Origin of the sequence: Microbacterium sp. HA-8, assembly GCF_046111165.1 — a bacterium.
Taxonomy (GTDB): Bacteria; Actinomycetota; Actinomycetes; order Actinomycetales; family Microbacteriaceae; genus Microbacterium.
Map to the genome: position 1 here is coordinate 2,878,779 of NZ_CP162025.1, position 26,695 is coordinate 2,905,473.

Annotated in this window: 24 protein-coding genes; 16 read left to right on the forward strand and 8 right to left on the reverse strand. The window is 70.1% G+C overall.

Features of this window, described 5'->3' with window-relative positions:
- Positions 1-33: 33 nt before the first annotated feature.
- The 7 genes from sdhA to AB2L57_RS13735 all read left to right on the forward strand — a co-directional run bounded on the left by sdhA (position 34) and on the right by AB2L57_RS13735 (position 7,581).
- Positions 34-1,860: a succinate dehydrogenase flavoprotein subunit gene (gene sdhA, locus AB2L57_RS13705; RefSeq protein ID WP_409047349.1), complete on the forward strand. Its 1,827-nt coding sequence runs from the start codon at positions 34-36 to the stop codon at positions 1,858-1,860.
- Positions 1,860-2,639 carry a succinate dehydrogenase iron-sulfur subunit gene (locus tag AB2L57_RS13710; RefSeq protein WP_292812258.1) on the forward strand — a complete coding sequence of 260 codons (780 nt, stop codon included), beginning with the start codon at positions 1,860-1,862 and terminating at the stop codon, positions 2,637-2,639. Before sdhA ends, AB2L57_RS13710 begins: the two co-directional genes overlap by 1 nt.
- On the forward strand, positions 2,636-3,394 hold the full coding sequence (locus tag AB2L57_RS13715; RefSeq protein ID WP_292812256.1) for a YqjF family protein: 759 nt from the start codon (positions 2,636-2,638) through the stop codon (positions 3,392-3,394). Before AB2L57_RS13710 ends, AB2L57_RS13715 begins: the two co-directional genes overlap by 4 nt.
- Positions 3,391-4,599, forward strand: coding sequence for a YhjD/YihY/BrkB family envelope integrity protein (locus AB2L57_RS13720; RefSeq protein ID WP_409047350.1), 1,209 nt, complete (start codon positions 3,391-3,393; stop codon positions 4,597-4,599). Before AB2L57_RS13715 ends, AB2L57_RS13720 begins: the two co-directional genes overlap by 4 nt.
- Before the next feature lie 72 nt (positions 4,600-4,671).
- Positions 4,672-5,520 carry an exodeoxyribonuclease III gene (locus AB2L57_RS13725; RefSeq protein ID WP_409047351.1) on the forward strand — a complete coding sequence of 283 codons (849 nt, stop codon included), beginning with the start codon at positions 4,672-4,674 and terminating at the stop codon, positions 5,518-5,520.
- A 46-nt stretch (positions 5,521-5,566) separates the two neighbouring features.
- Positions 5,567-6,571, forward strand: coding sequence for a tryptophan--tRNA ligase (trpS, locus tag AB2L57_RS13730; protein WP_292812249.1), 1,005 nt, complete (start codon positions 5,567-5,569; stop codon positions 6,569-6,571).
- Between the two features lie 59 nt (positions 6,572-6,630).
- Positions 6,631-7,581: an Fpg/Nei family DNA glycosylase gene (locus AB2L57_RS13735; protein ID WP_292812246.1), complete on the forward strand. Its 951-nt coding sequence runs from the start codon at positions 6,631-6,633 to the stop codon at positions 7,579-7,581.
- 2 nt (positions 7,582-7,583) lie between these two features.
- Here AB2L57_RS13735 and glpK read toward each other — a convergent pair whose 3' ends face one another.
- Both glpK and AB2L57_RS13745 read right to left on the reverse strand, forming a co-directional pair.
- Positions 7,584-9,104 (reverse strand): glycerol kinase GlpK, encoded by a 1,521-nt coding sequence (gene glpK, locus AB2L57_RS13740; RefSeq protein ID WP_292812244.1) that lies wholly within the window; start codon positions 9,102-9,104, stop codon positions 7,584-7,586.
- A 42-nt stretch (positions 9,105-9,146) separates the two neighbouring features.
- Positions 9,147-10,928, reverse strand: a complete 1,782-nt coding sequence (locus AB2L57_RS13745) for a glycerol-3-phosphate dehydrogenase/oxidase (protein ID WP_292812241.1) — start codon at positions 10,926-10,928, stop codon at positions 9,147-9,149.
- A 367-nt stretch (positions 10,929-11,295) separates the two neighbouring features.
- Between AB2L57_RS13745 and ribD the strand changes: the two genes are divergently transcribed.
- The 7 genes from ribD (at position 11,296) to AB2L57_RS13780 (ending at position 17,884) form a co-directional block, all read left to right on the forward strand.
- Positions 11,296-12,336, forward strand: coding sequence for a bifunctional diaminohydroxyphosphoribosylaminopyrimidine deaminase/5-amino-6-(5-phosphoribosylamino)uracil reductase RibD (gene ribD, locus AB2L57_RS13750; RefSeq protein WP_292812239.1), 1,041 nt, complete (start codon positions 11,296-11,298; stop codon positions 12,334-12,336).
- Between the two features lies 1 nt (position 12,337).
- The gene (locus AB2L57_RS13755; protein WP_292812237.1) at positions 12,338-12,976 is read left to right on the forward strand and encodes a riboflavin synthase; all 639 of its coding nucleotides are present in this window, start codon (positions 12,338-12,340) and stop codon (positions 12,974-12,976) included.
- Positions 12,973-14,247 carry a GTP cyclohydrolase II gene (gene ribA, locus AB2L57_RS13760; RefSeq protein WP_292812234.1) on the forward strand — a complete coding sequence of 425 codons (1,275 nt, stop codon included), beginning with the start codon at positions 12,973-12,975 and terminating at the stop codon, positions 14,245-14,247. The genes AB2L57_RS13755 and ribA overlap by 4 nt, the downstream gene beginning before the upstream one ends.
- Positions 14,244-14,720, forward strand: coding sequence for a 6,7-dimethyl-8-ribityllumazine synthase (gene ribH, locus AB2L57_RS13765; protein ID WP_409047352.1), 477 nt, complete (start codon positions 14,244-14,246; stop codon positions 14,718-14,720). The genes ribA and ribH overlap by 4 nt, the downstream gene beginning before the upstream one ends.
- A gap of 138 nt (positions 14,721-14,858) precedes the next feature.
- Positions 14,859-16,319 carry an MFS transporter gene (locus AB2L57_RS13770; protein WP_292812230.1) on the forward strand — a complete coding sequence of 487 codons (1,461 nt, stop codon included), beginning with the start codon at positions 14,859-14,861 and terminating at the stop codon, positions 16,317-16,319.
- A gap of 96 nt (positions 16,320-16,415) precedes the next feature.
- Positions 16,416-16,769, forward strand: coding sequence for a Fe-S protein (locus AB2L57_RS13775; protein WP_292812228.1), 354 nt, complete (start codon positions 16,416-16,418; stop codon positions 16,767-16,769).
- A gap of 98 nt (positions 16,770-16,867) precedes the next feature.
- The gene (locus AB2L57_RS13780; protein ID WP_292812226.1) at positions 16,868-17,884 is read left to right on the forward strand and encodes an amidohydrolase family protein; all 1,017 of its coding nucleotides are present in this window, start codon (positions 16,868-16,870) and stop codon (positions 17,882-17,884) included.
- A gap of 50 nt (positions 17,885-17,934) precedes the next feature.
- On the opposite strand, the gene AB2L57_RS13785 is transcribed toward AB2L57_RS13780, so the two are convergent.
- The 3 genes from AB2L57_RS13785 to AB2L57_RS13795 are packed head-to-tail and all read right to left on the reverse strand — an operon-like array spanning position 17,935 to position 20,763.
- On the reverse strand, positions 17,935-18,963 hold the full coding sequence (locus AB2L57_RS13785; RefSeq protein WP_409047353.1) for a VOC family protein: 1,029 nt from the start codon (positions 18,961-18,963) through the stop codon (positions 17,935-17,937).
- A gap of 38 nt (positions 18,964-19,001) precedes the next feature.
- A complete protein-coding gene (locus AB2L57_RS13790) occupies positions 19,002-20,072 on the reverse strand; it encodes a PrpF domain-containing protein (protein ID WP_409047354.1) in 1,071 nt (356 codons plus the stop codon).
- Positions 20,062-20,763: a 4-carboxy-4-hydroxy-2-oxoadipate aldolase/oxaloacetate decarboxylase gene (locus tag AB2L57_RS13795; RefSeq protein ID WP_409047355.1), complete on the reverse strand. Its 702-nt coding sequence runs from the start codon at positions 20,761-20,763 to the stop codon at positions 20,062-20,064. Before AB2L57_RS13795 ends, AB2L57_RS13790 begins: the two co-directional genes overlap by 11 nt.
- 173 nt (positions 20,764-20,936) lie before the next feature.
- Here AB2L57_RS13795 and AB2L57_RS13800 point away from each other — a divergent pair, with 173 nt between their 5' ends.
- Positions 20,937-22,340 (forward strand): aminomethyl transferase family protein, encoded by a 1,404-nt coding sequence (locus AB2L57_RS13800; protein ID WP_292812217.1) that lies wholly within the window; start codon positions 20,937-20,939, stop codon positions 22,338-22,340.
- 48 nt (positions 22,341-22,388) lie between these two features.
- Here AB2L57_RS13800 and AB2L57_RS13805 read toward each other — a convergent pair whose 3' ends face one another.
- On the reverse strand, positions 22,389-23,321 hold the full coding sequence (locus tag AB2L57_RS13805; RefSeq protein ID WP_409047356.1) for a LysR family transcriptional regulator: 933 nt from the start codon (positions 23,319-23,321) through the stop codon (positions 22,389-22,391).
- A gap of 120 nt (positions 23,322-23,441) precedes the next feature.
- On the opposite strand from AB2L57_RS13805, the gene AB2L57_RS13810 reads away from it, so the two are divergent.
- Positions 23,442-24,809, forward strand: coding sequence for an aminomethyl transferase family protein (locus tag AB2L57_RS13810; protein WP_292812212.1), 1,368 nt, complete (start codon positions 23,442-23,444; stop codon positions 24,807-24,809).
- A gap of 8 nt (positions 24,810-24,817) precedes the next feature.
- On the opposite strand, the gene AB2L57_RS13815 is transcribed toward AB2L57_RS13810, so the two are convergent.
- Positions 24,818-25,591: an NAD(P)-binding domain-containing protein gene (locus AB2L57_RS13815; RefSeq protein WP_292812210.1), complete on the reverse strand. Its 774-nt coding sequence runs from the start codon at positions 25,589-25,591 to the stop codon at positions 24,818-24,820.
- On the reverse strand, positions 25,588-26,490 hold the full coding sequence (locus AB2L57_RS13820) for an IclR family transcriptional regulator (RefSeq protein ID WP_409047357.1): 903 nt from the start codon (positions 26,488-26,490) through the stop codon (positions 25,588-25,590). Before AB2L57_RS13820 ends, AB2L57_RS13815 begins: the two co-directional genes overlap by 4 nt.
- Between the last annotated feature and the right edge of the window lie 205 nt (positions 26,491-26,695).

Consider the following 26,695-nt stretch of genomic DNA (forward strand, 5'->3'; position numbering starts at 1 on the left):
CTCCGACGACCCCCGACGTAAGGCACCAGCACCGTGACGACGACCGCCCCGACCGCCTCCCCGAGGATCGGCGTGCACCACCACCAGTTCGACATCGTGATCGTCGGCGCCGGAGGCGCCGGGATGCGCGCAGCGATCGAGGCCGGCCCGCACGCCAAGACCGCCGTGATCTCGAAGCTCTACCCGACGCGCTCGCACACGGGTGCCGCGCAGGGCGGCATGGCCGCGGCGCTCGCCAACGTCGAAGAGGACTCGTGGGAGTGGCACACCTTCGACACCGTCAAGGGCGGCGACTACCTCGTCGACCAGGACGCGGCCGAGATCCTCGCCAAAGAGGCCATCGACGCGGTCATCGACCTCGAGAACATGGGTCTTCCCTTCAACCGCACCCCCGAGGGCAAGATCGACCAGCGCCGCTTCGGCGGGCACACCGCCGATCACGGCAAGACCCCCGTGCGCCGCGCGTGCTACGCCGCCGACCGCACCGGGCACATGATCCTGCAGACGCTGTTCCAGAACTGCGTCAAGCTCGGCATCAACTTCTTCAACGAGTTCTACGTGCTCGATCTGATCACGACGAAGGATGCTGCCGGCAAGACGCAGGTCGCGGGCGTCGTCGCCTACGAGCTCGCCACCGGCGACCTGCACGTCTTCCACGCCAAGGCGGTCGTCTTCGCCACGGGCGGGTTCGGCAAGATCTACAAGACCACCTCCAACGCCCACACCCTCACGGGCGACGGCGTCGGCATCGTCTGGCGCAAGGGCCTGCCGCTGGAGGACATGGAGTTCTTCCAGTTCCACCCCACGGGACTCGCGGGTCTCGGCATCCTGCTCACCGAAGGGGCCCGCGGCGAGGGAGCGATCCTGCGCAACGTGTCGGGCGAGCGCTTCATGGAGCGCTACGCCCCCACGATCAAGGACCTCGCCCCGCGCGACATCGTCAGCCGCTGCATGCAGCAGGAGGTCGCCGAGGGCCGCGGCGCGGGTCCGCATCGCGACTACGTGCTGCTGGACTGCACGCACCTCGGCGCGGAGGTGCTCGAGACGAAGCTCCCCGACATCACCGAGTTCGCCCGCACCTACCTCGGCGTCGACCCGGTCGTCGAGCCCGTGCCGGTGATGCCCACCGCCCACTACGCGATGGGCGGCATCCCCACCAACGTCAATGCCGAGGTCCTCGCCGACAACGACACGGTCGTGCCCGGGCTCTACGCCGCCGGCGAGTGCGCGTGCGTGTCGGTGCACGGCTCCAACCGCCTCGGCACCAACTCGCTGCTCGACATCAACGTCTTCGGCAAGCGCGCCGGCCGCAACGCCGTCGAGTACGTCAAGACCGCCGACTTCGTGCCCATGCCGGAGGATCCGGCCGCCGAGGTGTACGGCCTCATCGAGGGCCTGCGCGAGGGCACCGGCACCGAGCGCATCGCCGTGCTGCGCAAGAAGCTGCAGGAGGAGATGGACAAGGGCGCTCAGGTGTTCCGCACCGAGGAGTCCCTCACCCACGTGCTCGGCGTCATCGAGGAGCTGCGCGAGCGGTTCAAGAACATCCACGTCGACGACAAGGGCAAGCGGTACAACACGGACCTGCTCGAGGCCGTCGAACTCGGGTTCCTGCTCGACATCGCCGAGGTCGTCGTCGTCACCGCGCGCAATCGCAAGGAGAGCCGCGGCGGCCACATGCGCGACGACTTCCCGGGGCGCGACGACGAGGCCTACATGAAGCACACCATGGCCTACCTGAGCGGCGACCCGCACTCGTCCAAGGCCGATGACCACATCACGCTCGGCTGGAAGCCCGTCGTCTTCACCAAGAACGAAGCCGGCGAGTTGCGTTATCCGCCGTTGGAGAGGAAGTACTGATGTCACAGGCGATCGCCACCGCCACCGATGCCACGCCCGACATCGACGCGGGCGCCGACACCGGCATCCAGTCGTTCCTCGTCACCTTCATCGTCCGCCGCTTCGACCCCGAGGTCGACGACGAGCCGCGCTGGGTCGACTACGACGTCGAGCTCTACTCGACCGACCGTGTGCTCGACGCCCTCCACAAGATCAAGTGGGAGGTCGACGGCTCGCTGTCGTTCCGCCGCTCGTGCGCGCACGGCATCTGCGGATCCGACGCGATGCGCATCAACGGACGCAACCGGCTCGCGTGCAAGACCCTGATCAAGGATCTCGACATCTCGCAGCCGATCTATGTCGAGGCGATCAAGGGTCTGCCGCTCGAAAAGGACCTGATCGTCGATATGGAGCCCTTCTTCGCCTCGTATCGCGAGGTCAAGCCGTTCCTGATCGCCAACTCCACGCCCGAGCCGGGCAAGGAGCGCGTGCAGTCCATCGTCAACCGCGAGATCTTCGACGACACCACCAAGTGCATCCTCTGCGCCGCGTGCACCTCGTCGTGCCCCGTGTTCTGGACCGACGGTCAGTACTTCGGACCGGCCGCGATCGTCAACGCGCACCGCTTCATCTTCGACTCGCGCGATGACGCGGGCAACGTGCGGCTCGACATCCTCAACGACAAAGAGGGCGTGTGGCGGTGCCGCACGACCTTCAACTGCTCCGAGGCGTGCCCGCGCGGCATCCAGGTCACCAAGGCCATCGCCGAGGTCAAGCAGGCGGTCCTGCGCGGCCTGTGATCGACCTCTCCGACGACGGCCCGCCCCTTCCCGGGCGGGCCGTCGTCGCTCAGGTGTGGAGCGATCTGGTCTTTCTGCACTGGCGCGTCGATCCGGCGCTCGTCGCGCCGATGATGCCGGCCGGCGTGCGCCCGGATGAGCACGACGGCAGCACCTGGGTGGGCCTGATCGGGTTCACACTCGCCGACCACCGGTTCCTGCCGCTTCCGGCGGTGCCCTTCTGGGGCACCTTCGTCGAGATCAACGTGCGTCTGTACTCCATCGACGATGCGGGACGGCGCGGCGTCGTCTTCCGGTCCCTCGACGCCTCGCCGCTCGTCTCCGTACTGGCCGCCAGGGCGCTGTTCGGCCTGCCCTACGTGTGGTCGCGCACGTCGCTGCGGCGATCGCCCGGCGTGTGGGACTTCGCAGCGACGCGGAATCGCGGCGGGGCGCGCACCGCATTCCGCGTGGCGGCGACCGATGAGGCGGACGAGTCCGCGCAGGCGCGCTGGCTGACAGCGCGGTGGGGCTTCCACGAGACCCGCCGGGGCCGCACGATCTTCGCGCCCAACACCCATCCTGCATGGCGGCTGTACCGAGGCGACCTCCTGCACCTGGATGACGCGTTCGTCGCGGCGGCGGGCCTTCCTGGCGTGTCCGACCGCGGCCCCGACTCCGTCCTCGTCGCGCCCGCGCGGGTGGCGACGAAGTTCGCCCGCCCCACGACGATGAGAACAGGGGATGCCGGCGGCATCGCTAGCCTGGAGGCGTGACCGACCCGCGCAAGCCCGACCCCGCCGTCGATGAGACGAGCGAGTGGCGCGCGCGGTGGGAGAGCGCCCAGGAGACGCTGCGCACGCACCTCGAGGAGCCGGTCGAGAAGGCCACCCGCATCACCCGCCGGACCCTTGCGTGGTTTCCGATCCGGGTCTGGCGCCACTATCTGCGGCACAACGGATTCCTCCTCGCGGCGGGTGTGAGCTACCAGGCGCTGTTCGCGATCTTCGGTGTCATCTATCTCGCCTTCGCGATCGTGGGCCTCTGGCTCGGGGCGAGCAGAGCGGCGATCGAGGGCCTCATCTCGATCATCAACGACTACATCCCGAATCTCATCAGCGAGCAGGGCCTGGTCACACCCGAACAGGTCGAGGCCGTGGCCACCAGCAGCGCGAGCACGCTGAGCATCACCGGCGCGATCGCGCTCGTGATCGTCGTGTGGACGGCGATCGGCTTCATCACCTTCGCCCGCCGGGCGGTGCGGGACATCTTCGGTCTTCCCTTCGACACCCGCTCTTACTTTCTGCTCAAGGCGCGCGACCTTGTCGCCGCCGTCATCTTCGGGGTCGCCCTGCTCACCGGTGCGCTCGTCGGAAGCATCGCGACCTGGGCGCTCGGGCTGCTGTTCACCGTCTTCGGCCTCGAGGATCTGAGCGCACTCTCCAATGCGGTCGCGCGTGTGGCATCCCTGCTGGTGTCCTTCGCGATCAACGGGGCAGCCCTCGCGGGGATGTTCCGGTTCCTCACCGGCGCCGCCCTCCCCTGGCGTCGGATCTGGCCGGGCTCGCTGCTCGGCGGAGCCGCGATCGTCGTCCTGCAGGTCGGTGCGGGTCTGCTGCTGAGCTACACGCCCTCCAATCCGCTGCTGGCGACCTTCGCGGTGCTGATCGGGTTCCTGCTGTGGTTCCGACTCAACAGCATCGTGATCCTCGTCGCCGGATCCTGGATCGCCGTCGCCGCTTCCGACCGCAATCTCGCGATCGCGGAGCAGAGCGAGGATGAGCGCGCCCGCGCGGAGTACGACGCGCTGCTGCTGGCGGCGGAGGTGCGGCTGCGTGAGGCGCGCCTCGAGCGTGACGAGGCGCCGTGGTACCGCTCCTGGGCCGCCGCGCGTCGCCTGCGACAGGCCGAGGACGATCTGGCGCGCATCCGCGAGATTCCCCCGCCTCCGGTGCGCTCGGGCGGCGTGTTCGACTTCTGACGCCTCGCGGTTCGGCGGCGGCGGCGCCCGGGCATCGCGGCGGTGTCGGCGGCCCTGGCTAAAGTGGAGCGCGTGCCTCGAACCATCCGCATCGCATCCGTCAACGTCAACGGCATCCGGGCCGCGGCCCGCAAGGGCATGCACGCCTGGCTCGAGGGGGCGGACGTCGACATCCTCACTCTGCAGGAGGTACGCGCCGGCGCCGACGATCTCGCGGCGTCGCTGCCGGGCTGGCACGTCGTCGGCGACGAGGCGCTGGCCAAGGGTCGCGCGGGCGTCGCCGTCGCGGCACGGGTTCCGTTCGGCGCCGTGCGCACGGATTTCGCCGACGACGCCCTCGACACCGCGGGCCGCTGGATCGAGGTCGACGTCGAGGTCGAGAGCGAGACGCTCAGCGTCGTGAGCGCCTACGTGCACACCGGCGAGGTCGGCACCGCCCGCCAAGACGAGAAGTGGGCGTTCCTCGACGCCATGGAACACCGCATGCCGCAGCTGCGCGCCGCGGCACCGCTTTCCCTCATCACCGGCGATCTCAACGTGGGACACCGCGAACTCGACATCCGCAATTGGCGGGGCAACCTCAAGAAGGCCGGCTTCCTCCCGCGTGAGCGCGCCTACTTCGACCGGTTCCTCGGGGTCGAGGGCGCCGACGTGCCGTGCACCGACGGCACCTCCGGCGCGGGGCTCGGCTGGGTGGATGTCGGGCGCCGATTCCACGGCGACGTCGACGGTCCGTACACCTGGTGGTCCAACCGCGGCAAGGCGTTCGACAACGACACCGGCTGGCGTATCGACTACCACCTCGCGTCCCCCGAGCTCGCCGCCCGCGTCGAGGACTACCGCGTCGTGCGCGCGCCGTCGTGGGACACACGCTGGAGCGACCATGCGCCCGTCGTCGCCGATTACCGCATCGGCCTCTGAGCACCGGCGACGCGGGGTGACAGCATCCCGCGCCTAGGATTGATCGGTGACCAAAGCGCGCCTCTACTCCGGAATGCAGCCCTCGGCCGACTCCCTCCAGATCGGCAACTACATCGGAGCCCTTCTGCAGTGGCGCGACCTGCAGGAATCGTACGACGCGTTCTTCTCCGTCGTCGACCTGCACGCCCTGACGCAGCCGAACGACCCCGCCGAACTGAGGGAGAAGACCCGCCGCACGGCCGCGCAGTACATCGCGGCCGGCATCGAGCCCGCCAAATCGACCCTTTACGTCCAGTCGCACGTGCCGGCCCACGCCGAGCTCGCGTGGATCCTCGGCACGCTCACCGGATTCGGCGAGGCGGGACGGATGACCCAGTTCAAAGACAAGTCGTCGCGCTACGGCCAGGATCAGACATCCGTGGGCCTGTTCACCTATCCGGTGCTCATGGCGGCCGACATCCTGCTGTATCAGACCGCCGTCGTGCCGGTCGGCGATGACCAGAAGCAGCACATCGAACTGACCCGCGATCTGGCCGACCGCTTCAACACGCGCTACGGCGACACGTTCCGGGTCCCGATGCCGATGATCCAGCAGGAGAGCGCGCGCATCTACGACCTCCAGAATCCGACGGCGAAGATGTCGAAATCGGCGGAGTCCGACGCCGGCGTGCTGTGGATGCTCGATGAGCCCTCGATCAGCGCGAAGAAGATCATGCGCGCCGTCACCGACAGCGAGGGCGCCGTGCGGTACGACCGCGAAGCCAAGCCCGGCGTGTCGAACCTGCTCGTGATCTACGCGGCCCTGACCGGACGGCAGATCCCGGCCATCGAGGACGAGTACGCCGGCCGGGGCTACGGCGACTTCAAGAAGGGACTGGCCGAGGTCGTCGTGTCGGAGTTCGAGCCGGTGCGCACGCGCGCGCTCGAACTGCTCGATGACCCGGCCGAACTCGACAGGGTGCTGGCCGCGAACGCCGACCGCGCAGCGGCCGTCGCCGAGGCGACGCTCGCCGACGTCTACGACCGCGTCGGTCTGCTGCGCCGCCGCTGACGCTCCCACGGCACGCTCGCGCCCCGGTGGATGTCGGGGGTCCGTGCCACGATGGACGCATGCCCGAGATGCCCGAGGTGCAGGGTTTGGTCGTATTCTTGCGCGGGCGCGCGGTCGGCCGGTCGATCACACGTGTGTCCGTCGCCCAGATCGCGGCGCTGAAGACCTTCGACCCGCCCGTGCAGGCACTGCACGGCGCGGTCGTCACCGACGTCCAGCGCCACGGCAAGTTCGTCGACATCGCGTGCCGCACCATCAACACCGGCTCCAGCACCGGCACCGGCACCGGCACCGGCGAGGCCGACCGCACCGCCGTGGCCGTCGCCACCCCTCCCGACGCCGACGTGCACCTGGTGTTCCACCTCGCCAAAGCGGGGTGGTTGCGCTGGTACGAGACCCTGCCGACCACGCTCATCAAGCCCGGCCGCACCCCCATCGCGCTGCGGGTCGCGCTCGATGACGGCTCGGGGTTCGATCTGACCGAAGCCGGCACCAAGAAGTCGCTCGCCGTCTCGGTCGTCCGCGATCCCGCCGATGTGCCGGGTATCGCCCGGCTCGGACCCGACCCGCTCGACCCGGACTTCACCCGCGACACGCTCGCGGGTCTGCTCGAGGGCCGCCGCACGCAGATCAAGGGCGTGCTGCGCGATCAGTCCGTGATCGCCGGGGTCGGCAATGCGTACTCCGACGAGATCCTCCACGTCGCCCGCATGTCGCCCTACGCCCTCGCCGCCACCCTCGAACCCGCCGCGGTCGACACCCTCTTCGCCGCGATGCACGCCACCCTCGACGAGGCGCTGGCCGCAGCATCCGGAAAACCGCCCGCCGACCTCAAAGACGCCAAGCGCCGCGGTATGCGGGTGCACGGCCGTCGCGGCGAGCCCTGCCCCGTGTGCGGCGACACGGTGCGCAGCGTCTTCTTCGCCGACAACTCCCTCGAGTACTGCGCCACCTGCCAGACCGGCGGCAAGGTGCTGGCCGACCGGCGCCTGTCGCGCCTGCTCAAATAGCCTCAGAGGGCCCGCACGTCGTCGTCGACCCAGTCGAGCGACCGGTCGACGGCTTTGCGCCACAGCCGCACCCGGCGTTCGCTCTCCTCCAGCGGCATCCGCGGCTCCCAGCGCCGGCCCTCGCGCCACTGCTCCCGCAGTTCGTCGAACCCACCCCAGACACCCGTCGCGAGGCCTGCCGCGTAGGCGGCGCCGAGGGCCGTCGTCTCGATCACGCGCGGGCGCACCACGGGGATGCCGAGCACATCGGCCTGGAACTGCATGAGCAGGTCGTCCCGTGTCATGCCGCCATCCACCCGCAGCTCCGCCAGCGGAGTCGCCGTGTCGGCCACGACCGCCTCGATCACGTCCCTCGTCTGAAACGCCGTCGCCTCGAGCGCCGCGCGCGCGATGTGGCCCTTGTTCACGAACCGGGTCAGTCCCACCAGGGCCCCGCGGGCGTCGGGGCGCCAGTACGGCGCGAACAGACCGGAGAAGGCCGGCACGAAGTAGGCGCCGCCGTTGTCGGGCACCGATTCGGCGAGAGTCTGCACCTGGGAGGATTCGCTGATCAGGCCGAGGTTATCGCGCAGCCACTGCACGAGAGACCCCGTCACGGCGATCGATCCCTCGAGCGCATATCGCGCCGACTCCCCCTCGCGCTGATACGCGACCGTGGTGACGAGACCGTGCGTCGATCGCACGATCTGATCGCCGGTGCCGACGATCAGGAAGTTGCCGGTGCCATACGTGTTCTTGGACTCCCCCGCCTCGAAGGCCGCCTGCCCGAAGGTCGCGGCCTGCTGATCGCCGAGGATTCCCGCGATCGGCACGCCGCGCAGCGACCCCGGCGTCTGCACCCGGCCCACCGCGTGCACCGACGGGACGATCTCGGGCATCATCGCGCGGGGGATGCCGAACGCCTCGAGGATCTCGTCCGACCAGTCCAGCGTCCTCAGATCCATCAGCTGAGTGCGACTCGCGTTGGTGACGTCGGTCACGTGGCGTCCGCCGCGTCGCTCGCCGGTGAGATTCCAGATCACCCACGAATCGGGAGTGCCGAAGAGCAGGTGCCCGGCCTGCGCGTCGGCCCGCGCACCGGGCGTGTTCTCGAGGATCCACGCGATCTTCGACGCCGAGAAGTAGGTCGCCAGGGGCAGCCCCGTCACCTCCGCGAACCGGGCGACGCCACCCTGCTCGGCGAGCCGATCGATGTGCGCCTGCGTGCGGGTGTCCTGCCACACGATCGCGTTGCCCACGGGTCGTCCCGTGCGCCGATCCCAGACGATCGCGGTCTCGCGCTGATTGGTGATGCCGAGCGCCGCGATGCGGGAGAGCGGGATGGATGCCTGGGCCACAGCCGCCTGGAGCACCCATTCGGTGTTCGTCCAGATCTCGACCGGGTCGTGTTCGACCCAACCGGCGCGGGGAAGGATCTGCGCGTGCTCGCGCTGCGCGGTCGCGATCGCCGTGCCCTCGGAATCGAAGACGATCGCCCGCGTCGAGGTCGTGCCCTGATCCAGGGCGATCACATGATCGGCCACATCGCCGCCTCTCGGTTGTCCTCGGCGCTCGCCGCGCCCCGGTCAGGCTAACGGGTCGGCGGTGTCGGGCACGCGCGCCCCGGACACCGGGGCGTCATGGACTCCGTCCGCGGGCTCACGCGGCTCGGCCGCCCGCACGGCGGCGAGAGCACGTTCGACCTCCTCCGCGCACCGCGAGTCATCCCACCCGAGCACGTCGGCGACGGCGCCGGCGACCTCCTCCGCGCACGCCGACGTCGCTCGCCCGGTGAAGGCGAGGTTCGTGCGCCGCAGGAGGATGTCGTCGAGGTGATGCACCGACTCGGTCCGGGCCAGGTGCCGGATCTCGGCCGTGCTGTAGTGCGGGGCGGCCGCCAGCGCGCGGTCGTCGGAATCGGCCGCGATCGCGTCGCGCACCTGTACGGCAAGGGTTCCGTAGCGATCGAGCAGCAGCTCCATCCGCTCGCGCCCCAGCGCCCCCGCGTGCTCATCGAGCCATCGCGACCGCGCAGCCGTCGTGACCGGAAAGCCGTGTCCGCCCCCGATCGCCAGACCCTTGGTCCCGAAGCGACGCGCTCGCCCGAGCGCGCCGAGTGCGCGATCGGCCAGATGCGCCCCGAGGGCCCGGAAGGTCGTCCACTTGCCTCCGACGAGACTGAGCACGGGCACCGCTGCGGCCCCGGAATCCCGCAGCGGCGCGCTTTCGATTCGGTAGTCGCGCGAGACGAACCCGGGCGCGAGGTCGCCGTGTCCGGGCAGCGGCCGCACGCCCGCGAACCGGTGCACGATCTGCTCGCGGCTGACCGTGATGCGGGGGAAGACGTGGCGCACGAGCTCGAAGAAGTAGTCGACCTCGGCCTCGGTGCACACGATCGGGTCGGCCATGTCGTGCTCGAGATCGGTGGTGCCCACGAGGACCCGCCGTCTCAGCGGGTAGATGAGCACGATGCGGCCGTCGCTGTGCTCGAAGAACAGCTCGCGCCCCCGGGTGGCGGCCAGGAGCTCGGGGTGATCCAGCACGATGTGCGAGCCCTTGGTGCCGCCCATGTAGCGCGTCGGCGATCCGAGCGCGGCGTTGGTGAGGTCGGTCCAGGGCCCCGTGGCGTTGACGACGACGGATGCGGTGAACGTCGTCGTGGCACCGGTCCGGGCATCGCGCAGCACGACACCTCCGCCCTGCGCGCCGATCGCCTCGACGTAGTTGGCGGCGCGGGCGCGCCCCTCGCCCGCGGCGATGCCGTCGGCGAGCACATCGAGCGCGAGCCGCTCCGGATCGCGCAGCGACGCGTCCCAATAGCTGGCCGTGTACTTCACCGCGGGATTCAGATCGGGCAGGTCGCGCAGCGACCGCCGTCGACCCCGGAACGTGTGCCGGGGCACGCGACCCCCGCCTCGCGAGAAGGAGTCGTAGATGACCAGGCCGATCTTGATGAGCGCGGCGCCGCGCTCGCGGGTCGCGCCATCGCCGTGGCGCAGGAAGCGCAGGGGCGCGCTCAGCACTCCGCCGAAGGCGGAGAAGATCGGGATCGTGGTGCGCAGCGGCCGCACGTAGTGGGGCGCGTCGCGCAGGAGCGCGTTACGTTCGGTGACCGCCTCGTGCACGAGCCGGAATTCGCCGTTCTCGAGATAGCGGATACCGCCGTGGACCATGTGCGAGGACGCCGCCGAGGCACCCGAGCAGAAATCCACGCGCTCGACGAGCGCGACATCCACCCCCTGGAGCGCGAGATCCCGGAACGTGGCGATGCCGTTGATGCCGCCGCCGATGATGAGGACGTCGGCCTGCGGGCGCCGCAGGAGGTCGTCCGCCGCGCGGGCGGGCATGCGTTGCTCGTGTGCGGACATGGCTCCCTCCCCCGCCTCCCAGCGTAATCGCCGCCGCAGACACCCGGCCCGAAACACGGCCGGAACGACGAACGAACGACACTCTCGATGCGCGGGAATGAAGTGCGCCCGCGCGCGTTGCTACACTTCGAGCAGTCAACGTGCTCCGGGGTCGGTGAGAATCCGAACCGGCGGTGAGAGTCCGCGAGCTGGGCGTCGTGTCATGCGACACCCGGTCGATCCGGTGGAATTCCGGAACCGACGGTGATGCGTGGGAGAACCCGCGCTAGTCCGGATGAGAGGCAGCACGACGGCGACGCCTACGGGCGCCGCCTGAAGTCACGCACCATCGCCTGACACACCCCGGACGAATCTGAGGACCGGGAAGATGTCGTACAGCGAGACCGAGTGGCAGGCCATGGGCCGGGCGTTCACGCTGGCACGGCGCGGCCCCCGCGGCATCAATCCACAGGTCGGCGCCGTGATCCTCTCGCCCCGGGGCGAGGCGCTCGCCGAGGGCTGGCACCGCGGTGCCGGGACGCCGCACGCCGAGGTCGACGCGCTCTCGCACCTTTCTGCGGAGGCGGCCCGCGGCGCCACCGCGGTGGTGACGCTCGAGCCCTGCAATCACACCGGGCGCACGGGGCCCTGCGCACTCGCGCTCATCGAGGCGGGGATTGCGCGCGTGGTCTACGCCATCGACGATCCCGCCGAGCGCTCGGGCGGCGGCTCGGAGCGACTCGCGGCCCACGGCATCGAGGTCGTCTCGGGCGTGCGCGCCGACGAGGCGCACGAGCTGCTCGACTCGTGGCTCGAGATGATGCGCCTCGGTCGCCCCCACGTCAGCGTGAAGTGGGCGCAGAGCCTCGACGGCCGCGCGGCCGCGGGCGATGGCACCAGCCAGTGGATCACGGGCCCCGAGGCGCGCGCCGATGTGCACCGCCGGCGCGCGCTCGCCGACGCGATCGTGGTGGGCACCGGCACCGTTCTCGCCGATGATCCCGCCCTCACGGCGCGCGAGCCCGACGGCTCGCTGCGCCCCGGCCAGCCGATGCCGGTCGTGCTCGGGCGCCGTCGCGTGCCCGAGGGCGCCGCGGTACGCACCCACCCGCGCGGGATGCTGTCGTACCCCGGCACCGATCTGCTCGGTGTGCTGGCCGACCTGCGCGAACGCGGGATGCACCGCGTCTTCGTCGAAGGCGGACCCACCATCGCCAGCGCGTTCGTCCGCGCGGGACTCGCGGACGAGATCCTCGCCTACGTCGCGCCCGTCCTGCTGGGCGGAGACCGCCTCGCGATCGTCGACGCGGGCGTCGGCACGATCGCCGACGCCCGCCGCCTCCGATTCGACGACGTCATCCGCCTCGGCGCCGACACCCTCTTCATCGCCACCCCCCTGCAGGATCTGTCCCATCAAGGAGGACACTGACATGTTCACCGGAATCATCGAGGAGATCGGCGAGATCGCCGCGATCGAGGCCTCGGGCGACGGCATCCGCCTCACCGTCCGTGCCCCGCTGGCGGTCTCCGACGCCGGGCACGGCGACTCCATCGCGGTCAGCGGCGTGTGCCTGACCGTCGTCGCCCAGGACGGCACCCACTTCACGGCCGACGTCATGCGCCAGACACTCGACATGTCGATCCTGCAGACCCTCGCGCCCGGCGACGCGGTCAACATCGAGCGCGCGACGGCGGTGGGCACCCGTCTGGGTGGGCACGTCGTCCAGGGCCACATCGACGGCACGGGCGCCATCGCCGACGTGCGACCCGGAGACCAGTGGCGCGTCGTTCGCGTCGCGATCCCGCGGTCCCTCGCCCCCCTCATCGTCGACAAGGGGTCCATAGCGCTCGACGGCGTCTCGCTGACGGTCAGCGCCGTCAGCGCAGCATCCGACGCCGACCCGTGGTTCGAGGTCTCGCTCATCCCCGAGACACTCGCCGCGACGACGCTCGGGGCGCGCGCCGTCGGCGATCCCGTCAACCTCGAGACCGACATCCTCGCCCGGCACGTGCAGCGCATGCTCTCCTTCGCCGGCGACTCCGCCCCGACCGAAAGAGGCGCGCTGTGAACCTGTCCACCATCCCCGAGGCCCTGGATGCCCTGCGCGCGGGCCGCCCGATCATCGTCGCCGACGACGAGAACCGCGAGAACGAGGGCGATGTCGTACTTTCGGCCGAGCTCGCCACCCCGGAGTGGGTCGCGTGGACGGTGCGCTGGTCGTCGGGCTTCATCTGCGCCCCGATGCCCGGCGACATCGCCGACCACCTCGATCTGCCGCCGATGGTCGAGCGCAACGAGGATGCCCGGGGCACCGCCTATACGGTGAGCGTCGACGCCGCCGAGCACGTCACCACCGGAATCAGCGCGTCCGATCGTGCGCACACCCTCAACGTGCTGGCAGACCCCGCCTCCACGCCCACGAGCGTGCGCCGGCCAGGCCACATCCTGCCCCTGCGGGCGGTCGACGGCGGCGTACGGGAGCGCAGCGGGCACACCGAGGCGGCCGTCGAGCTGATGCGGCTCGCAGGGCTTCGCCCCGTCGGCGCGATCGCCGAGATCGTCGCCGAGGACGGCAGCATGATGCGCCTGCCGGGCCTGATCGAGTTAGGCGCCCGCGACGGCGTTCCGGTGATCACCATCGAACAGCTCGTGGCGCACCTCGACGAGCACGAGCCGCGAACCGCCGAGACCCCGACGTCGCACCGGCGCCGGGTCAGCCTGCGCGCCGAGTCGGTCGTGCCCACCGAGCACGGCGAGTTCCGGTTCCTCGCCTACAAGGACCGCACGACCAGCACCGATCACCTCGCGATCGTCTCGGGCGATCTCGAGGGCGCGCCTCTCGTGCGCGTGCACTCGGAGTGCCTCACCGGCGAGGCCTTCGGCTCGCTCAAGTGCGAATGCGGTCCGCAGCTGGATGCCGCACTCAACCGGATCGCCGAGAGCGGCGGCGTCGTGATCTACATGCGCGGGCACGAGGGTCGCGGCATCGGGCTGATCAACAAGCTGCGCGCGTACAGCCTGCAGGAGCGCGGCCTCGACACCGTCGACGCCAACCTGGCACTCGGGCTGCCCGCCGATGCTCGGGATTACGCGGCCGCCGCCGGCATCCTGGCCGACTTGGGCGTCGAGCGGGTGCGTCTGCTCACCAACAACCCCGACAAGGTCGGCCAGCTGCGCGAACTCGGCCTCGACATCGTCGAGCAGGTGCCCCTGCTGGTCGGCGTCGGCCCCAACAACCACCAGTATCTCGAGACGAAAAGGGACCGCATGGGACACTCCATCGACGAGGGCGAGCTCGCCGAGGCATTCGCCGAGCTCAAGACGGGACACGACCGATGAGCGGCAAGGGAGCACCGGTCGCCACCGGCACCGTCGATGGCACCGGACTGCGCGTCGTCATCGTCGCGGGCGAATGGCACGACGTGATCACGGACGGCCTGATCGCGGGCGCGACGCGCGCGCTCCGGGCATCCGGCGCCCAGCACGAGCTCGTGCGCGTGGCCGGCTCGTTCGAGCTGCCGGTCGTCTGCAAGGCCATCCTCGAGGCGGGCGCCGATGCGGTCGTCGCGCTCGGCGTCATCATCCGCGGCGGCACGCCCCACTTCGAATACGTCTCCTCGGCGGCCACCGACGGGCTCACCCGCGTGGCGATCGAGACCGGCAAGCCCGTGGGCTTCGGCGTGCTCACCCTCGACGACGAGCAGCAGGGCATCGACCGTGCCGGTCTGCCCGGGTCGACAGAGGACAAGGGATTCGAAGCAGCGGATGCCGCCCTCCGCACGGCGCGGACCCTGCGCGCCGTGCGCGCATAGAATAGACGTTTGTGCGTCGGCGAACCCCGCCCGCACACCCGGTGTCCCACTGACGCGCCCGCGGCGCGTCATCCCTGCGCCGCCGCGTCCGACTCCGGCCCCTCATCGCTCCGCGAGCTCCGACAGGCCTTTCACCGCATGACCGCTACCGCTTCTCCGTCCGCCTCCGCCCCGGCATCCACCCCCGCCAACCCCCGCTCCCGCGTCATCGCGGCGAGCCTGGTGGGAACGACGATCGAGTTCTACGACTTCTACGTCTACGCCACCGCCGCGGTGCTGGTCTTTCCGATCCTGTTCTTCCCGACCGGCAACGACACGACCGCGCTGCTGTCCTCGTTCGCCGTCTTCGGTGCGGCGATGGTCGCGCGCCCGATCGGCGCCATCATCTTCGGCCACTTCGGCGACCGGTTCGGCCGCAAGGCCACGCTCGTCGCGTCGCTGCTGACGATGGGTGTCGCGACGTTCCTGATCGGCTGCCTGCCGACCTTCAACGACATCGGCTGGTGGGCGGCCCTGCTGCTGCTCGTCCTGCGGCTCGCGCAGGGCTTCGCCCTCGGCGGCGAGTGGTCCGGCGCCGCGCTCGTGGCCACCGAGAACGCCCCGAAGGGCAAGCGGGCCTGGTACGGCACGTTCCCGCAGCTGGGCGCCCCGATCGGCTTCATCATCGCCAACTCCGTGTTCCTGGCGATCTACTTCGCCCTGCCCCACCCCGACGGCGCCGCGCAGCGCTCCGAGGACTTCCTCGCGTGGGGTTGGCGGGTGCCGTTCCTGTTCTCGGCCGTCATGGTCATCGTCGGACTCTGGGTGCGGCTCAAGCTGGTCGAGTCCACGACCTTCACGCAGGCCTCGACGGCGGGCACGATCCGCAAGTTCCCGCTCGGCGAGGTCGTGCGCCGGCACTGGCGCCAGCTGATCCTCGGCACCTTCATCATGCTCGCCACCTACGTGCTCTTCTACCTCATGACGAGCTTCACTCTCTCCTACGGCACGAAGGCGACGACCGAGGGCGCCCAGGCGGCGGCGGATGCTGCCGGCACGTCCTTCGACGCGGCGACCTACGTTCCGGGGCTCGGGTTCGGTTACACGGACTTCGTCATCATGCAGATCGTCGGCGTGGTCTTCTTCGGGATCTTCACGATGCTCTCGGGTCCCCTCGCCGATTCGGTCGGCCGGCGCAAGCTGCTGATGTGGGTCACCGGCGGGATCTTCGTCTTCGGCCTGCTCTTCAACGTCTTCCTCATGCCGCAGGTCGACCCGAAGTTCACCGGCGCGCTCGTGCAGGCCTTCCTCGTCTTCGGCTTCATGCTCATGGGCGCGACGTTCGGCCCGATGGGCGCCGTGCTGCCCGAGCTCTTCCCCACCAACGTGCGGTACTCGGGCTCGGCCATCTCCTACAACCTGTCCTCGATCCTCGGCGCGGCGCTCGCGCCCATCGTGGCGGTCGCGCTGTGGGCGGCCACCGGCGGCAGCCCGTGGCTGGTGGGCGCGTATCTGTCGGTCATGGCGGTACTGACCTTCATCGCGCTGTGGCTCTCTCCCGAGACCAAGGACGTGGAGTACGACACCAACATCGGCCTGGGCGCGACGGGCTCGCTGTAGCGCCGGCATCCTCTGCGGTCTCGAGCGGGAGGGTCTCACTCGGAGTGAGGCCCGCCTTGCTGGTACAGCGGGCCCGCGGGCCCTACCGTGACGTTCATGGAACTGCTGCGCCACCTCGTCCTGCTCGTGCATCTTGTCGGCTTCGCGCTGCTCTTCGGCGCGTGGGCGGCACAGGCCTGGGGCGGCAAGCGCCTCATCACCCGCCTGCAGCACGTCGGACTCGCGATCGCCGGCGTCGCCGGGCTCGCCCTCGCCGCACCGTGGGGCATCTCGTACGAGCTGGACTACGCCAAGATCGGCACCAAGCTCGTGATCCTGCTCGTCATCGGCGCGCTGCTCGGGATCGGCCAGGCACGCCAGCGCAAGAGCGGCTCCGTGCCGCCGGCGATCTTCTGGGGCATCGGCGCGTTCACGTTCGCGAACGCCGCCATCGCGGTGCTCTGGCGCTGACCCGAACGCTCGCGTCAACGCGGCTGAGGGCTGGACCCCGTCGTAGCCTGTCGCCATAATTGGCTACAATCGCTCGACGCAGAGACTCGGAGCCGCACGTGATCATCGACTGCCACGGCCACTTCACCACGACGCCGCCCGGAGTGGCCGCGTGGCGCGAGGCGCAGACCTCGGCCCGCACCCCCGAGCTGCTCGCCGACATCGAGGCCCGCGAGTTCGAGGTCACCGACGACGAACTCGTGGATGCCGTCGCCTCGGCGCAGCTTGCACAGCAGAGCGAACGCGGCACCGACCTGACGATCTTCTCGCCGCGCGCGAGCTGGATGGGCCACCACGTCGGCGACGAGCGCACGTCGCTCGAGTGGACACGGCGCCAGAACGACCTCATCCACCGGGTGTGCACCCTCTTCCCGGGCAGCTTCGCCCCCGTCGCGCAGCTTCCGCAGAGCCCCGGCGCCCCGATCGCCGGCGCCGTCGGCGAGCTGCGCCGCTGCGTCGAGGAGCTCGGTTTCATCGGCTGCAACGTCAATCCCGATCCGAGTGGCGGGCGGTGGGACTCCCCCGCCCTCTCGGACGGGTACTGGACGCCCCTGTGGGACGCCATGGCCGAGCTGAACGTACCCGGCATGGTGCACGTGAGCGCGTCCGGCATCCCCGCCGTCCACACCACGGGGGCGTACTACCTCGCGGCCGACACGACCGCGTTCGTGCAGGCGCTCAGCTCGGGCTTTCTCGCCCGTCACCCCGGTCTCCGGCTGATCATCCCACACGGCGGAGGCGCGGTGCCCTACCACTGGGGGCGCTTCCGCGGGATGGCGGGCGATCAGGGGTGGGACCTCGACGCGACGATGACGCAGCTCTGGTTCGACACGTGCGTGTACCACCAGCCCGGCATCGACCTGCTGCTGGAAGTCGTCCCGGCATCCCAGATCCTGTTCGGCTCCGAGATGATCGGTGCCGTGCGGGGCCGCGATGCGCAGACCGGCCGGTACTGGGACGACACGAAGGCCTACATCGAGGCCGCTGTGCTCTCGGATGCTGCCCGTCAGGCGATCTTCGAGGGCAACGCCCGCCGGGTCTACCCCCGCATCGAGGCCTGGCTGCCCGCCGCCTGACACGCCTCGTCTCGTCTCGTCGAAACGGCGCCCGCGGCGGCCGGCCGGGACTACTCCGATTCCTCGTCGCGTTCGGGCTTGACGTACGCGCGCCCCTCGAGAGCCGCGCGGTCGATCTCCTCCTGGTCCTCGACATAGGGCGTGCCGTGCGTGTGGAATGTCGCGACGGTCTTCATCCCCCAGGCCTGCCCCTTGGCACGCTCGGCCTGCGTCCACTCCACGACCGGCCAGTCGGGGTCGAGGATCAGGCGCGCTCCCGCGTTCGCGAACTCGATGCGGTTGCCGCCCGGCTCCCACACGTAGAGGAAGAAGGTCTGGTTGATCGCGTGCTTGTAGGGGCCGTACTCGATGTACACCTTGTTCTCGAGGAAGATGTCGGCGGCCTTGAGGATGTCCTCGCGTGTGTCGGGTGCGAGCGCGAAGTGATGGAAGCGCCCCCGGGTCTTGGTCCAGTCGTCCGAGTAGACGACGTCGTAGGACTTCTGGTTGAAGCGGAACCACCAGGCGCCGTACCGGCCGTCGTCCAGGCGCACGCGCTCGGATTCGCGCGCCTTCATCACGTCGCGCCAGAACTCGCCCGCCGCGTTCACGTCGCTCGCGAGGTAGTTGATGTGGTCCATGCGACGGGCGTTGACACCCCGACCCGGGAAGGCTGCGGCCTGGTTCTTCAGCGCGGGACGATCCTCGTCGTCCGCGACGTAGTGCTCGGTGTCGAAGTACACCGCCATGACGTGGCCGTCGGGGTCCTCGAACTCGTAGGAGCGCCCCACCCCGACCTCGGGGTCGCGCCAGCCGTGCCCGAGACCTGCCGCCTCGATCGCGCGCACCCGGCGCTCGAGAGCCTCCTCGCTCGAGGCGCGGAAGAGGGTGCGCCCCACGCCGTTCGTGTCGGATGCCGTCAGCTTCAGCGTGTAGAGCTGGTACTCGTCCCAGCACCGCAGGTACGCCGAGTCGCCGATCCGCGCGACCTCGCGCATGGCGCACAGGTCGCGGAAGAAGTGCAGGCTCTCCTCGAATTTCGGGGTGAACAGCTCCACGCCGCCCATGTGGGCGATGTCGAAGTTCTCGTACTCGGCCATGTTGCGTCCTCCTTGACTGTGCCGGGTGATCCGGTCGGTTATCGACGCGGGCGCGGGAACACGCGCCCGTCGAAGAGCTTGCGGGCCGTGCGCTCCGATGCGGAGGCCCCTCGCCAGATGCCGGCCTCGTCCTGCATCGCCTCGGCCCGCGCCGTGAACAGCCCGCCGGGGTGCTCGAGCACCGTGACGTCGCCCTGGGGCGGCGCGGCGAGCGCGTGCGCGATCGTGCCGGGGATGCGGGCCCCCGCGGCGACGGATGCTGCCATCAGCACGCCGATCGAGGTGTGCACGCGATGCGGGATGAACGCCCGCGTGCGCAGGTCGCCGCCGGCGGCGGGCGGCGAGAGCAGGAACATCTTGGGAACCGTCTGGCCCCCGGCATCCTGCACCCCCATCCGCGGCGCCGCCGCGAGCCGGACCCGCTCGACCTCGGCCCGCAGATCCTCGTCCTCCTCGAGCTCGGCGGGCGTCTCGCCACCCTCGATGCCGAACTCGGTCGCGTCCAGCAGCACGACCGGCATGCCGTTGTCGATCAGGGTCACACGGTGACCCGCGATCTCATCGACCACGTTGCCGGTCGGCAGCACCGCCGCCTCGCGTGTGACGGAGAGGTCGATCGCGCACCCGACGCCCGGCACGCCGTCGATCGCGAGGTCGCCGTCGTAGTCCACCACGCCGTCGGGTGTCGGAATGCGCGCGGTGGCCGTGTCACCGGTGTTGAGCAGCCGGATGCGCAGGGTCGTCTCGGGTTCGACGGCAGGGATCAATCCGCGCTCGATCGCGAACGGTCCGATCCCGGCGAGCAGATTGCCGCACGTCTGCGCGTCACCCACGACCGGCTCGTCGACGCCGATCTGCAGGAAGAGATAGTCGATGTCGGCATCGTCCGTGTCCGAGACCGACACGATCGCGACCTTCGAGGTGAGCGGGTGCGCTCCCCCGATCCCGTCGATCTGGCGCGGATCGGGCGAACCCATGATCCGCAGCAGCAGGTCATCGCGGGCCGCACGATCGTCGGGCAGATCCGTGGCGACGAAGTAGGCGCCCTTCGACGTGCCTCCGCGCATCAGCATGCACGGGATGCCGGCGCGGACGGCGTCAGCCGGCATCGTATTCCGCCTGCGGCACATAACGGATGCCGAGCTGCTCGAGGACGGGTCGGAGTCCGTTGACGTCCATCGAGATCTCGCCCGCGCGGTATCGCTCGCGGTTCGCAGCCTCGCGCTGCACGCGCGCGCGGGCAGCCTCCAGCGTCGCCGCCGCGCGCAGCCTGGGCACGACCGCGACGCCGTCGTCGTCGGCGACGATCACATCGCCCGGCGCGACGACGACGGACCCGAGCACGACGGGCAGATTGACCGAGCCGGCGGTGTCCTTGACCGTGCCCTCGGCGCTCACGTGCGCGGCCCACACCGGAAAGCCCATCTCGCGCAGTTCCGCGGTGTCGCGCACGCCGCCCGAGGTGACGTACCCCCGCACGCCGCGCACCTGCATCTGGGTGGCCATCAGATCGCCGATGAAGCCGTAGGGCGAGTCCGTGGCCGGAACGACGACGATGACATCGCCCGCCACGGCCTGCTCGATCGCCGCGTGCACCATCAGGTTGTCGCCCGGGGCGACAACGGCGGTGATGGCCGTGCCGGCGATGCGCGCCCCGATCTGGATGGGACGGATGCGGGGGCCCGCGTACCCGATGCGGCCCAGGGCCTCGTGCACGGTCGCCGAGCCGAACGCCGCGAGCGCGTCGACGACCGCGGGGTCGGCGCGGGCGATGTCGGTGACGATGACGCTGTCGGACATGCGGCCTCCTCTGCGGACATCGCCGCGACTCGGGCCCAGCGAAGCACACGCCTCCCGAATGGTCAAGATTATGTCTACAATTTTGGCTGTGAGGTATTTACCTCTGGACATAGGTATATCCGTTCCGTAGCATCACGGACAGACCCATAGACAAGGAAGTCGAGGACACCCCCATGGCACGCAACCTCCAGGAGCTGCTGGACGAGAAGGGGAACGTCGTCCAGATGCTCCGCGACTCGAAGCTGGGCACCTACATCTACCCGGTGGTGCCGGCCGAGTTCACCAACTGGCGCCGCGAGCAGCGCGCCTGGCGCGAGAGCGCGGTGCTGTTCGATCAGACCCACCACATGGTCAACCTCTTCGTCTCGGGACCCGACGCTCTGCGCCTGCTCGCCGAGACCGGCATCAACGGGTTCAAGAACTTCCCGGTCAACACCGCCAAGCAGTTCGTGCCGACAGCATCCAACGGCGGCGTGATCGGCGACGGCATCCTCTTCCGCGAGGCGGAGGACGACTACGTCTACGTCGGGCGCGCACCCGGGGCGAACTGGCTGCAGTTCCACGCGGAGACGGGCGGTTACAACGTCGAGGTGCGCTACGACGACCGCTCCCCCTCGCGCCCGTACGGCGAGGCCGTGAGCCGCGAGTACTACCGATTCCAGATCCAGGGCCCGAAGGCCTGGCCGATCATCGAGAAGCTCGCGGGCGGGCCCGTCGAGCAGGTGAAGTTCTTCCACATGGGCGAGCTGACCATCGCCGGCGAGACCGTGCGCACCCTGCGCCACGGCATGGCCGGTGCGCCGGGTCTCGAGCTCTGGGGCCCGTACGCGCAGCACGGCAAGATCAGGGACGCGATCCTCGAGGCGGGCGCCGAGTTCGGCATCGAGCCCTGCGGATCGCGGGCCTACTCCTCGAACACGCTCGAATCAGGGTGGATCCCCTCGCCCCTGCCGGCGATCTACTCGAGCGAGGCCGAGCGTGCGTACCGCGAATGGCTGCCCGCGAACAGCTACGAGGCGATCAACGCCCTCGCGGGGTCCTTCGTGTCCGAGAACATCGAGGACTACTACCTGAACCCGTGGGAGCTCGGGTACGGCTCCTTCGTGAAGTTCGATCACGACTTCATCGGCCGAGACGCCCTCGAGAAGATCGACCCCGAGACGCAGCGCAAGAAGGTCACGCTCGCCTGGAACGACGAGGACCTCGCCAAGATCCTCACGAGTGTCATCGACCGCGACGGTGTCGGCTACCAGTTCTTCGATCTGCCGAACGCCAACTACGGCTCGTCGAACTACGACGCCGTCATCGACGCCGACGGCACCACGATCGGCCTCTCGCTCTTCACGGGCGTGACCGCAGGCGAGCGGCGCGGCCTGTCGCTGGCGACCGTCGATCGGGATGTGCCGATCGGCACCGAGGTGCAGGTCGTGTGGGGCGAGCCCGACGGCGGCTCCGGCAAGACGACAGTCCAGCCGCACGATCAGATCGCGGTGCGCGCGGTCGTCAGCCCCGTCCCGTACGCGGTCACCGCGCGCACGGAGTACCACGGCGGCTGGCGCTCCACCGGCACGCTCTGACCGTCACCACCCGGAGATGAGGGGGATGCTGCAGCCGCGGCATCCCCCTCATGCTGTCGCATGCACCTCGCCGTGGATCACGCCGAACTGGCCGGACGATCCACGGATGGCACCCGCGACCGTGTGGAAAAGCCAATCCAGGGCCGCCGCGTGCTGCGTCGTGGAGCGGCGGTAGAGCCGGACATCCACGGGCGGCATCTCGAACGGCAGTTCGCGGACGACGAGGGGCCAGCTCTCGGCCCACCCGGCCGCGATGGTGTCGGGAACGGTCGCGATCAGGCCGTGCCGCTGGGCCAGCAGCGGCGGCAGAGCGGCAAAATGGTTGATGCTCACGCGCGGCTCGATCCGCGCCGAGTGCCGCGTCAGCGCGCGCTCGAGCTGCGCAGCGCCGGAGTCGCCCGCGACCGCGACGTGGTCGGCGGCAAGGTAGGACTCCAGCGTCAGGGGCGCCTCGGCCAGAGGATGGCGCCCCGACATCGCCACCCCGTATCGCTGCGACTTGATGACCTCCTGCGCGAAGTCCGCACCCACGGGGGACGGTGTCACCGCGAGGTCCACGGTGCCCCGCCCCAGCCATTCGGCGAGCGCGCGCACGTCCATCGGCACCACCTCGATGCGCATCCTGGGCGCGCGCACGGCGACGGCCGCGACGATCGCGGGCATCCACCCGATCTCCCCCAGCTCCGACAGCGCGATTCGGAAGAGCCGCTGAGAGTGGGCGGGATCGAAGCCGTGCACCGCGTCGATGGTGCGATCGATGGCGGCGAGCGCGTCACGGAAACCCGGATAGACCGTCTCGGCGAGAGGCGTGGGCACCATCTCGCGGCCCGCCCGCTCGAACAGGCGATCATCAAGCTCGGCGCGCAGGCGGCCGAGCGCCTGGCTGACGGCCGGCTGGGTGACGTACAGGCGTGCGGCGGCGGCGGTGAGGCTCCGCGTCTCGTGGATCGCGGCGAAGACGCGCACGAGATTCAGGTCCACGGCGGTCCTCCGCGGCTAAGACCTACTGAGTTGTGCATAAGCAAAGCTTATTTACATCCCGTCCGCCGATAGGCAGAGACTGCCTACCATGGTGTCGACCCGCCGAACGAAGGAGTTCTCGTGACCGACGTCGCCCCCGCATCCACCGCCGCCGCCCTCGCCCGTGCCGGCGGTGACGCCGTGCAGATGCTGCGCAACGCGCAGGCGCGCCCGACGATCTTCCCGGTGACGCCCGAGTTCAGCAACTGGCGCAGCGAGCAGCTCGCCTGGCGCGACGGCGTCGCCCTGCTGGATCAGTCACACCACATGACCGATCTGTTCATCTCCGGGCCCGACGCGCTCGCCCTGCTGCGGGATGTCGGGGTCAACAGCTTCGAGAGGTTCCCGGTCGACTCCGCCAAGCAGTTCATCGCGGTCAACCATGAGGGCTACCTCATCGGCGATGCGATCCTGTTCCACCTCGACGACGACGTCTACGACCTGGTGGGTTGGCACATGGTGCTCGACTGGGTGCAGTTCCACGGCGAGACGGGCGAGTACGCGGTGACGTTCGAGCGCGACGGCAACTCCATCGTGCGATCCGGCGACCCGACGCTCTACCGCTACGAGATCCAGGGGCCGCGCGCCCTCGCCGTCATGGAGAAGGTGACCGGCGCCGAGGTGCCCCCGACGCGGTTCTTCGGCATGACGACATTCGACATCGCCGGCGTCCGCGTGCGCTCGCTCCGGCACGGGATGGCCGGTCAGCCCGGTTTCGAGCTCTTCGGCCCGTGGGCCGAGGGCGAGCGCGTGCGGGATGCGCTGATCGAGGCCGGCGAGGAGTTCGGGCTGGTGCTCGTGGGGTCGAAGGCATACTCCTCGGCCAACCTCGAATCGGCCTGGGTGCCCTCGCCGCTGCCGGCGATCTATTCGGGCGAGGGATCGGCCGAATACCTCGAGTGGCTGCCCGCCGCCCGGGCGGGGTCGCTCGCAGGGAGCTTCTGCCCGGCCCGCATCGAGGACTACTACCTGACCCCGTACGACCTCGGTTATGGGCGCAGCATCGCTTTCGACCACGACTTCATCGGGCGGGCTGCCCTCGAGCGGCACGCCGCCGCACCGCAGCGCCTCAAGGTGACGCTGCTGTGGAATCCCGACGACCTGGCCGCCGCGCAGCGCAGTCTGTACGAGCCCGGAACCCCCGCGAAGTACATCGACTTTCCGAAAGCGCGCTACGGCCAGCACCAGATGGACAGGGTGCTTCGCGACGGGGCGGATGTCGGCATCTCGCACGACGCGGGATACATCGTCGGCGAGCAGGCATTCGTCTCACTCGCGAGCATCGACGCGGCGCACGCCGAGCCGGGAACGTCGGTCGTCGTGGTGTGGGGCGAGGAGCCCAACACGGCCAAGCCCGCCGTCGAACGCCATCGTCAGGTGCAGATCCGCGCGACGGTCGAACCCGCGCCCTTCTCGCGGTTCGCGCGGGAGCAGTATCGCGCGGGCTGAAGCCGCGATCAGGAACGCATGCCGTTGAGGCGCTCGAACCAGGCGAGCGTCGCACGGGTCATATCCGCGGGCGCATCGATGGCTTCGAGCGCCGCGAGGGCATCGCGCACCTCGTGCTCGCGGCGCTCGGAGTGCAGGTAGGTGCCCGCGAGCAGGTGGTCGATCATCGTGCGGCCGCCGGGGCCGAGCTCGGCGGCGATCTGCTGCCGCATCCACGTCTCGGCCCCGGTCGCCCGCGCAGCTTCGAGGCCCTCGATCACGAGCGTCGCGAGTCCCTTCATGAACACGCTGCGCAGCAGCTTGAGCCGCGCCGCTTCGCCGACCTCGCCCGCGACGATCTCGATCGGCACGCCGAGGGGGCGAAGGCGCTCGGCCAGCACGTCGGCGCCGGGACCGCTCGCGAGAAGATCCGTCCGGTGACCCGCCCGCGGCACGGGGGCCAGCACGGCGACGTCGGCCATCCGCACGCCCGCCGATCGCGCGACGTCGCAGACCTCGATCTTCGTCTGCGGGGCCGCGGTGTTGAGGTCGGCGTAGACGGCGCCGGTGCCCAGGTGCGTCATCGCCGCTTCCGCGACGGCGACGGCGTTGCGCGCCCAGACGAGGCTGAGCACGACATCCGCGCCCAGGAGCGCGTCGCCGAGCCGATCGCACCGTGCGATCCCCGCGCCCGTCATCGCCGCGTGCGGGTCGTATCCGCGCACCTCGGCTCCGGCGTCGGCGAGCCCACGCGCGTAGCGGCTGCCGGCCTCGCCGAGCCCCAGAATCGCGATCGTCGTCATCGCGCCTCGCCCCGTCCCCGTGGCGGCCCGGCCGCCGACGTGCCCTCGTGCGGGTCGTGTCCGACGTGCTCAAGATACTCGATCGAGCGTGTCGACGAGCTGAGCAGGGCGCGGATGCCGGAGGCCCGCACACCCGCGTCGGGCTGATAGGCGCGAGCCAGGTCGCGGGCGACGCCGGCCGCGGCCCGAGTGAGTAGGTCGATCACAGGACTGGGGTCCGAGCCGTCGTTGTGCACCACGACGCCGATCGCGGCGTACACCGAGCCGTCCGGCCCCGTGACGGGCACCGCGATCCCGCGGGATTCACGGTGGATGAACCCCTCCGCCACCGCGAACCCGTCGGCCCGCACGCGCCGCAGCAGCCCGCGCAGCACCGGCTCGGTACAGGGCGTGTGCTCGGTGTACCGGCGCAGGCGCGAACCCAGCACCTCCTCGCGCACCGCGTCGGGTGCGTGAGCGAGGAGAACCAGACCGCTCGAGGAGGCGTGCAGAGGGATGCGACCCCCGATCAGCGTGGCGTTGAGCACGGCGTCACGCGCCGACATCCGCTCGATGAACAGCACGTCGCCGCCGCTGCGCACGCCCAGTTGCGCGTGCTGTCGCACACGCTCGTGAACGGCGCCGAGCCACGGGCGCGCGATCTCGCGCAGACCGAGCGCCCCGGGTGTGCGACTGGCGAACTCCCACAGGCGCACCCCCAGCCGGTAGGACCGATCGGGCAGACGCTCGAGCAGGCCCTCCTGCTCGAGCTCCGCGATCAACCGGTGTGCGCTGGAGCGCGCGATGCCGGCGGCCTGCGCGATCTGGGTGAGCGTCAGGTAGGGGTGCCACGCGTCGAACGTGTCGAGAATGCGCAGGTGCTTGTGCAACACCGACTCCCCCGCGGATCCTCGAACCATGCCATCCTCCTCGATGTCGGCGCCATGCTACCCGAGCGTCCCGGGTGTGCCTGCGTCTTTCTGCGCGCCCTGTGCCTGTCGAAGGGCGATGCCATCTGCGCCCGCGCGTTGGATGAGAGAAGTCTCATCACGAACCTCGCCGTGGGGCGTCAGGGCAACATAACTTCGATGCTGAATGTCGGACGCACCCCGTAGAGTCTCGAAC

Coding starts and splice junctions, on each gene's coding strand:
- AB2L57_RS13710 (WP_292812258.1), top strand. CDS start 1,860: ATGTCACAGGCGATCGCCACCGCCACCGATGCCACGCCCGACATCGAC.
- AB2L57_RS13735 (WP_292812246.1), top strand. CDS start 6,631: ATGCCCGAGATGCCCGAGGTGCAGGGTTTGGTCGTATTCTTGCGCGGG.
- AB2L57_RS13745 (WP_292812241.1), bottom strand. CDS start 10,928: ATGTCCGCACACGAGCAACGCATGCCCGCCCGCGCGGCGGACGACCTC.
- ribD (WP_292812239.1), top strand. CDS start 11,296: ATGTCGTACAGCGAGACCGAGTGGCAGGCCATGGGCCGGGCGTTCACG.
- AB2L57_RS13755 (WP_292812237.1), top strand. CDS start 12,338: ATGTTCACCGGAATCATCGAGGAGATCGGCGAGATCGCCGCGATCGAG.
- ribH (WP_409047352.1), top strand. CDS start 14,244: ATGAGCGGCAAGGGAGCACCGGTCGCCACCGGCACCGTCGATGGCACC.
- AB2L57_RS13770 (WP_292812230.1), top strand. CDS start 14,859: ATGACCGCTACCGCTTCTCCGTCCGCCTCCGCCCCGGCATCCACCCCC.
- AB2L57_RS13775 (WP_292812228.1), top strand. CDS start 16,416: ATGGAACTGCTGCGCCACCTCGTCCTGCTCGTGCATCTTGTCGGCTTC.
- AB2L57_RS13785 (WP_409047353.1), bottom strand. CDS start 18,963: ATGGCCGAGTACGAGAACTTCGACATCGCCCACATGGGCGGCGTGGAG.
- AB2L57_RS13790 (WP_409047354.1), bottom strand. CDS start 20,072: ATGCCGGCTGACGCCGTCCGCGCCGGCATCCCGTGCATGCTGATGCGC.
- AB2L57_RS13795 (WP_409047355.1), bottom strand. CDS start 20,763: ATGTCCGACAGCGTCATCGTCACCGACATCGCCCGCGCCGACCCCGCG.
- AB2L57_RS13800 (WP_292812217.1), top strand. CDS start 20,937: ATGGCACGCAACCTCCAGGAGCTGCTGGACGAGAAGGGGAACGTCGTC.
- AB2L57_RS13815 (WP_292812210.1), bottom strand. CDS start 25,591: ATGACGACGATCGCGATTCTGGGGCTCGGCGAGGCCGGCAGCCGCTAC.
- AB2L57_RS13820 (WP_409047357.1), bottom strand. CDS start 26,490: ATGGTTCGAGGATCCGCGGGGGAGTCGGTGTTGCACAAGCACCTGCGC.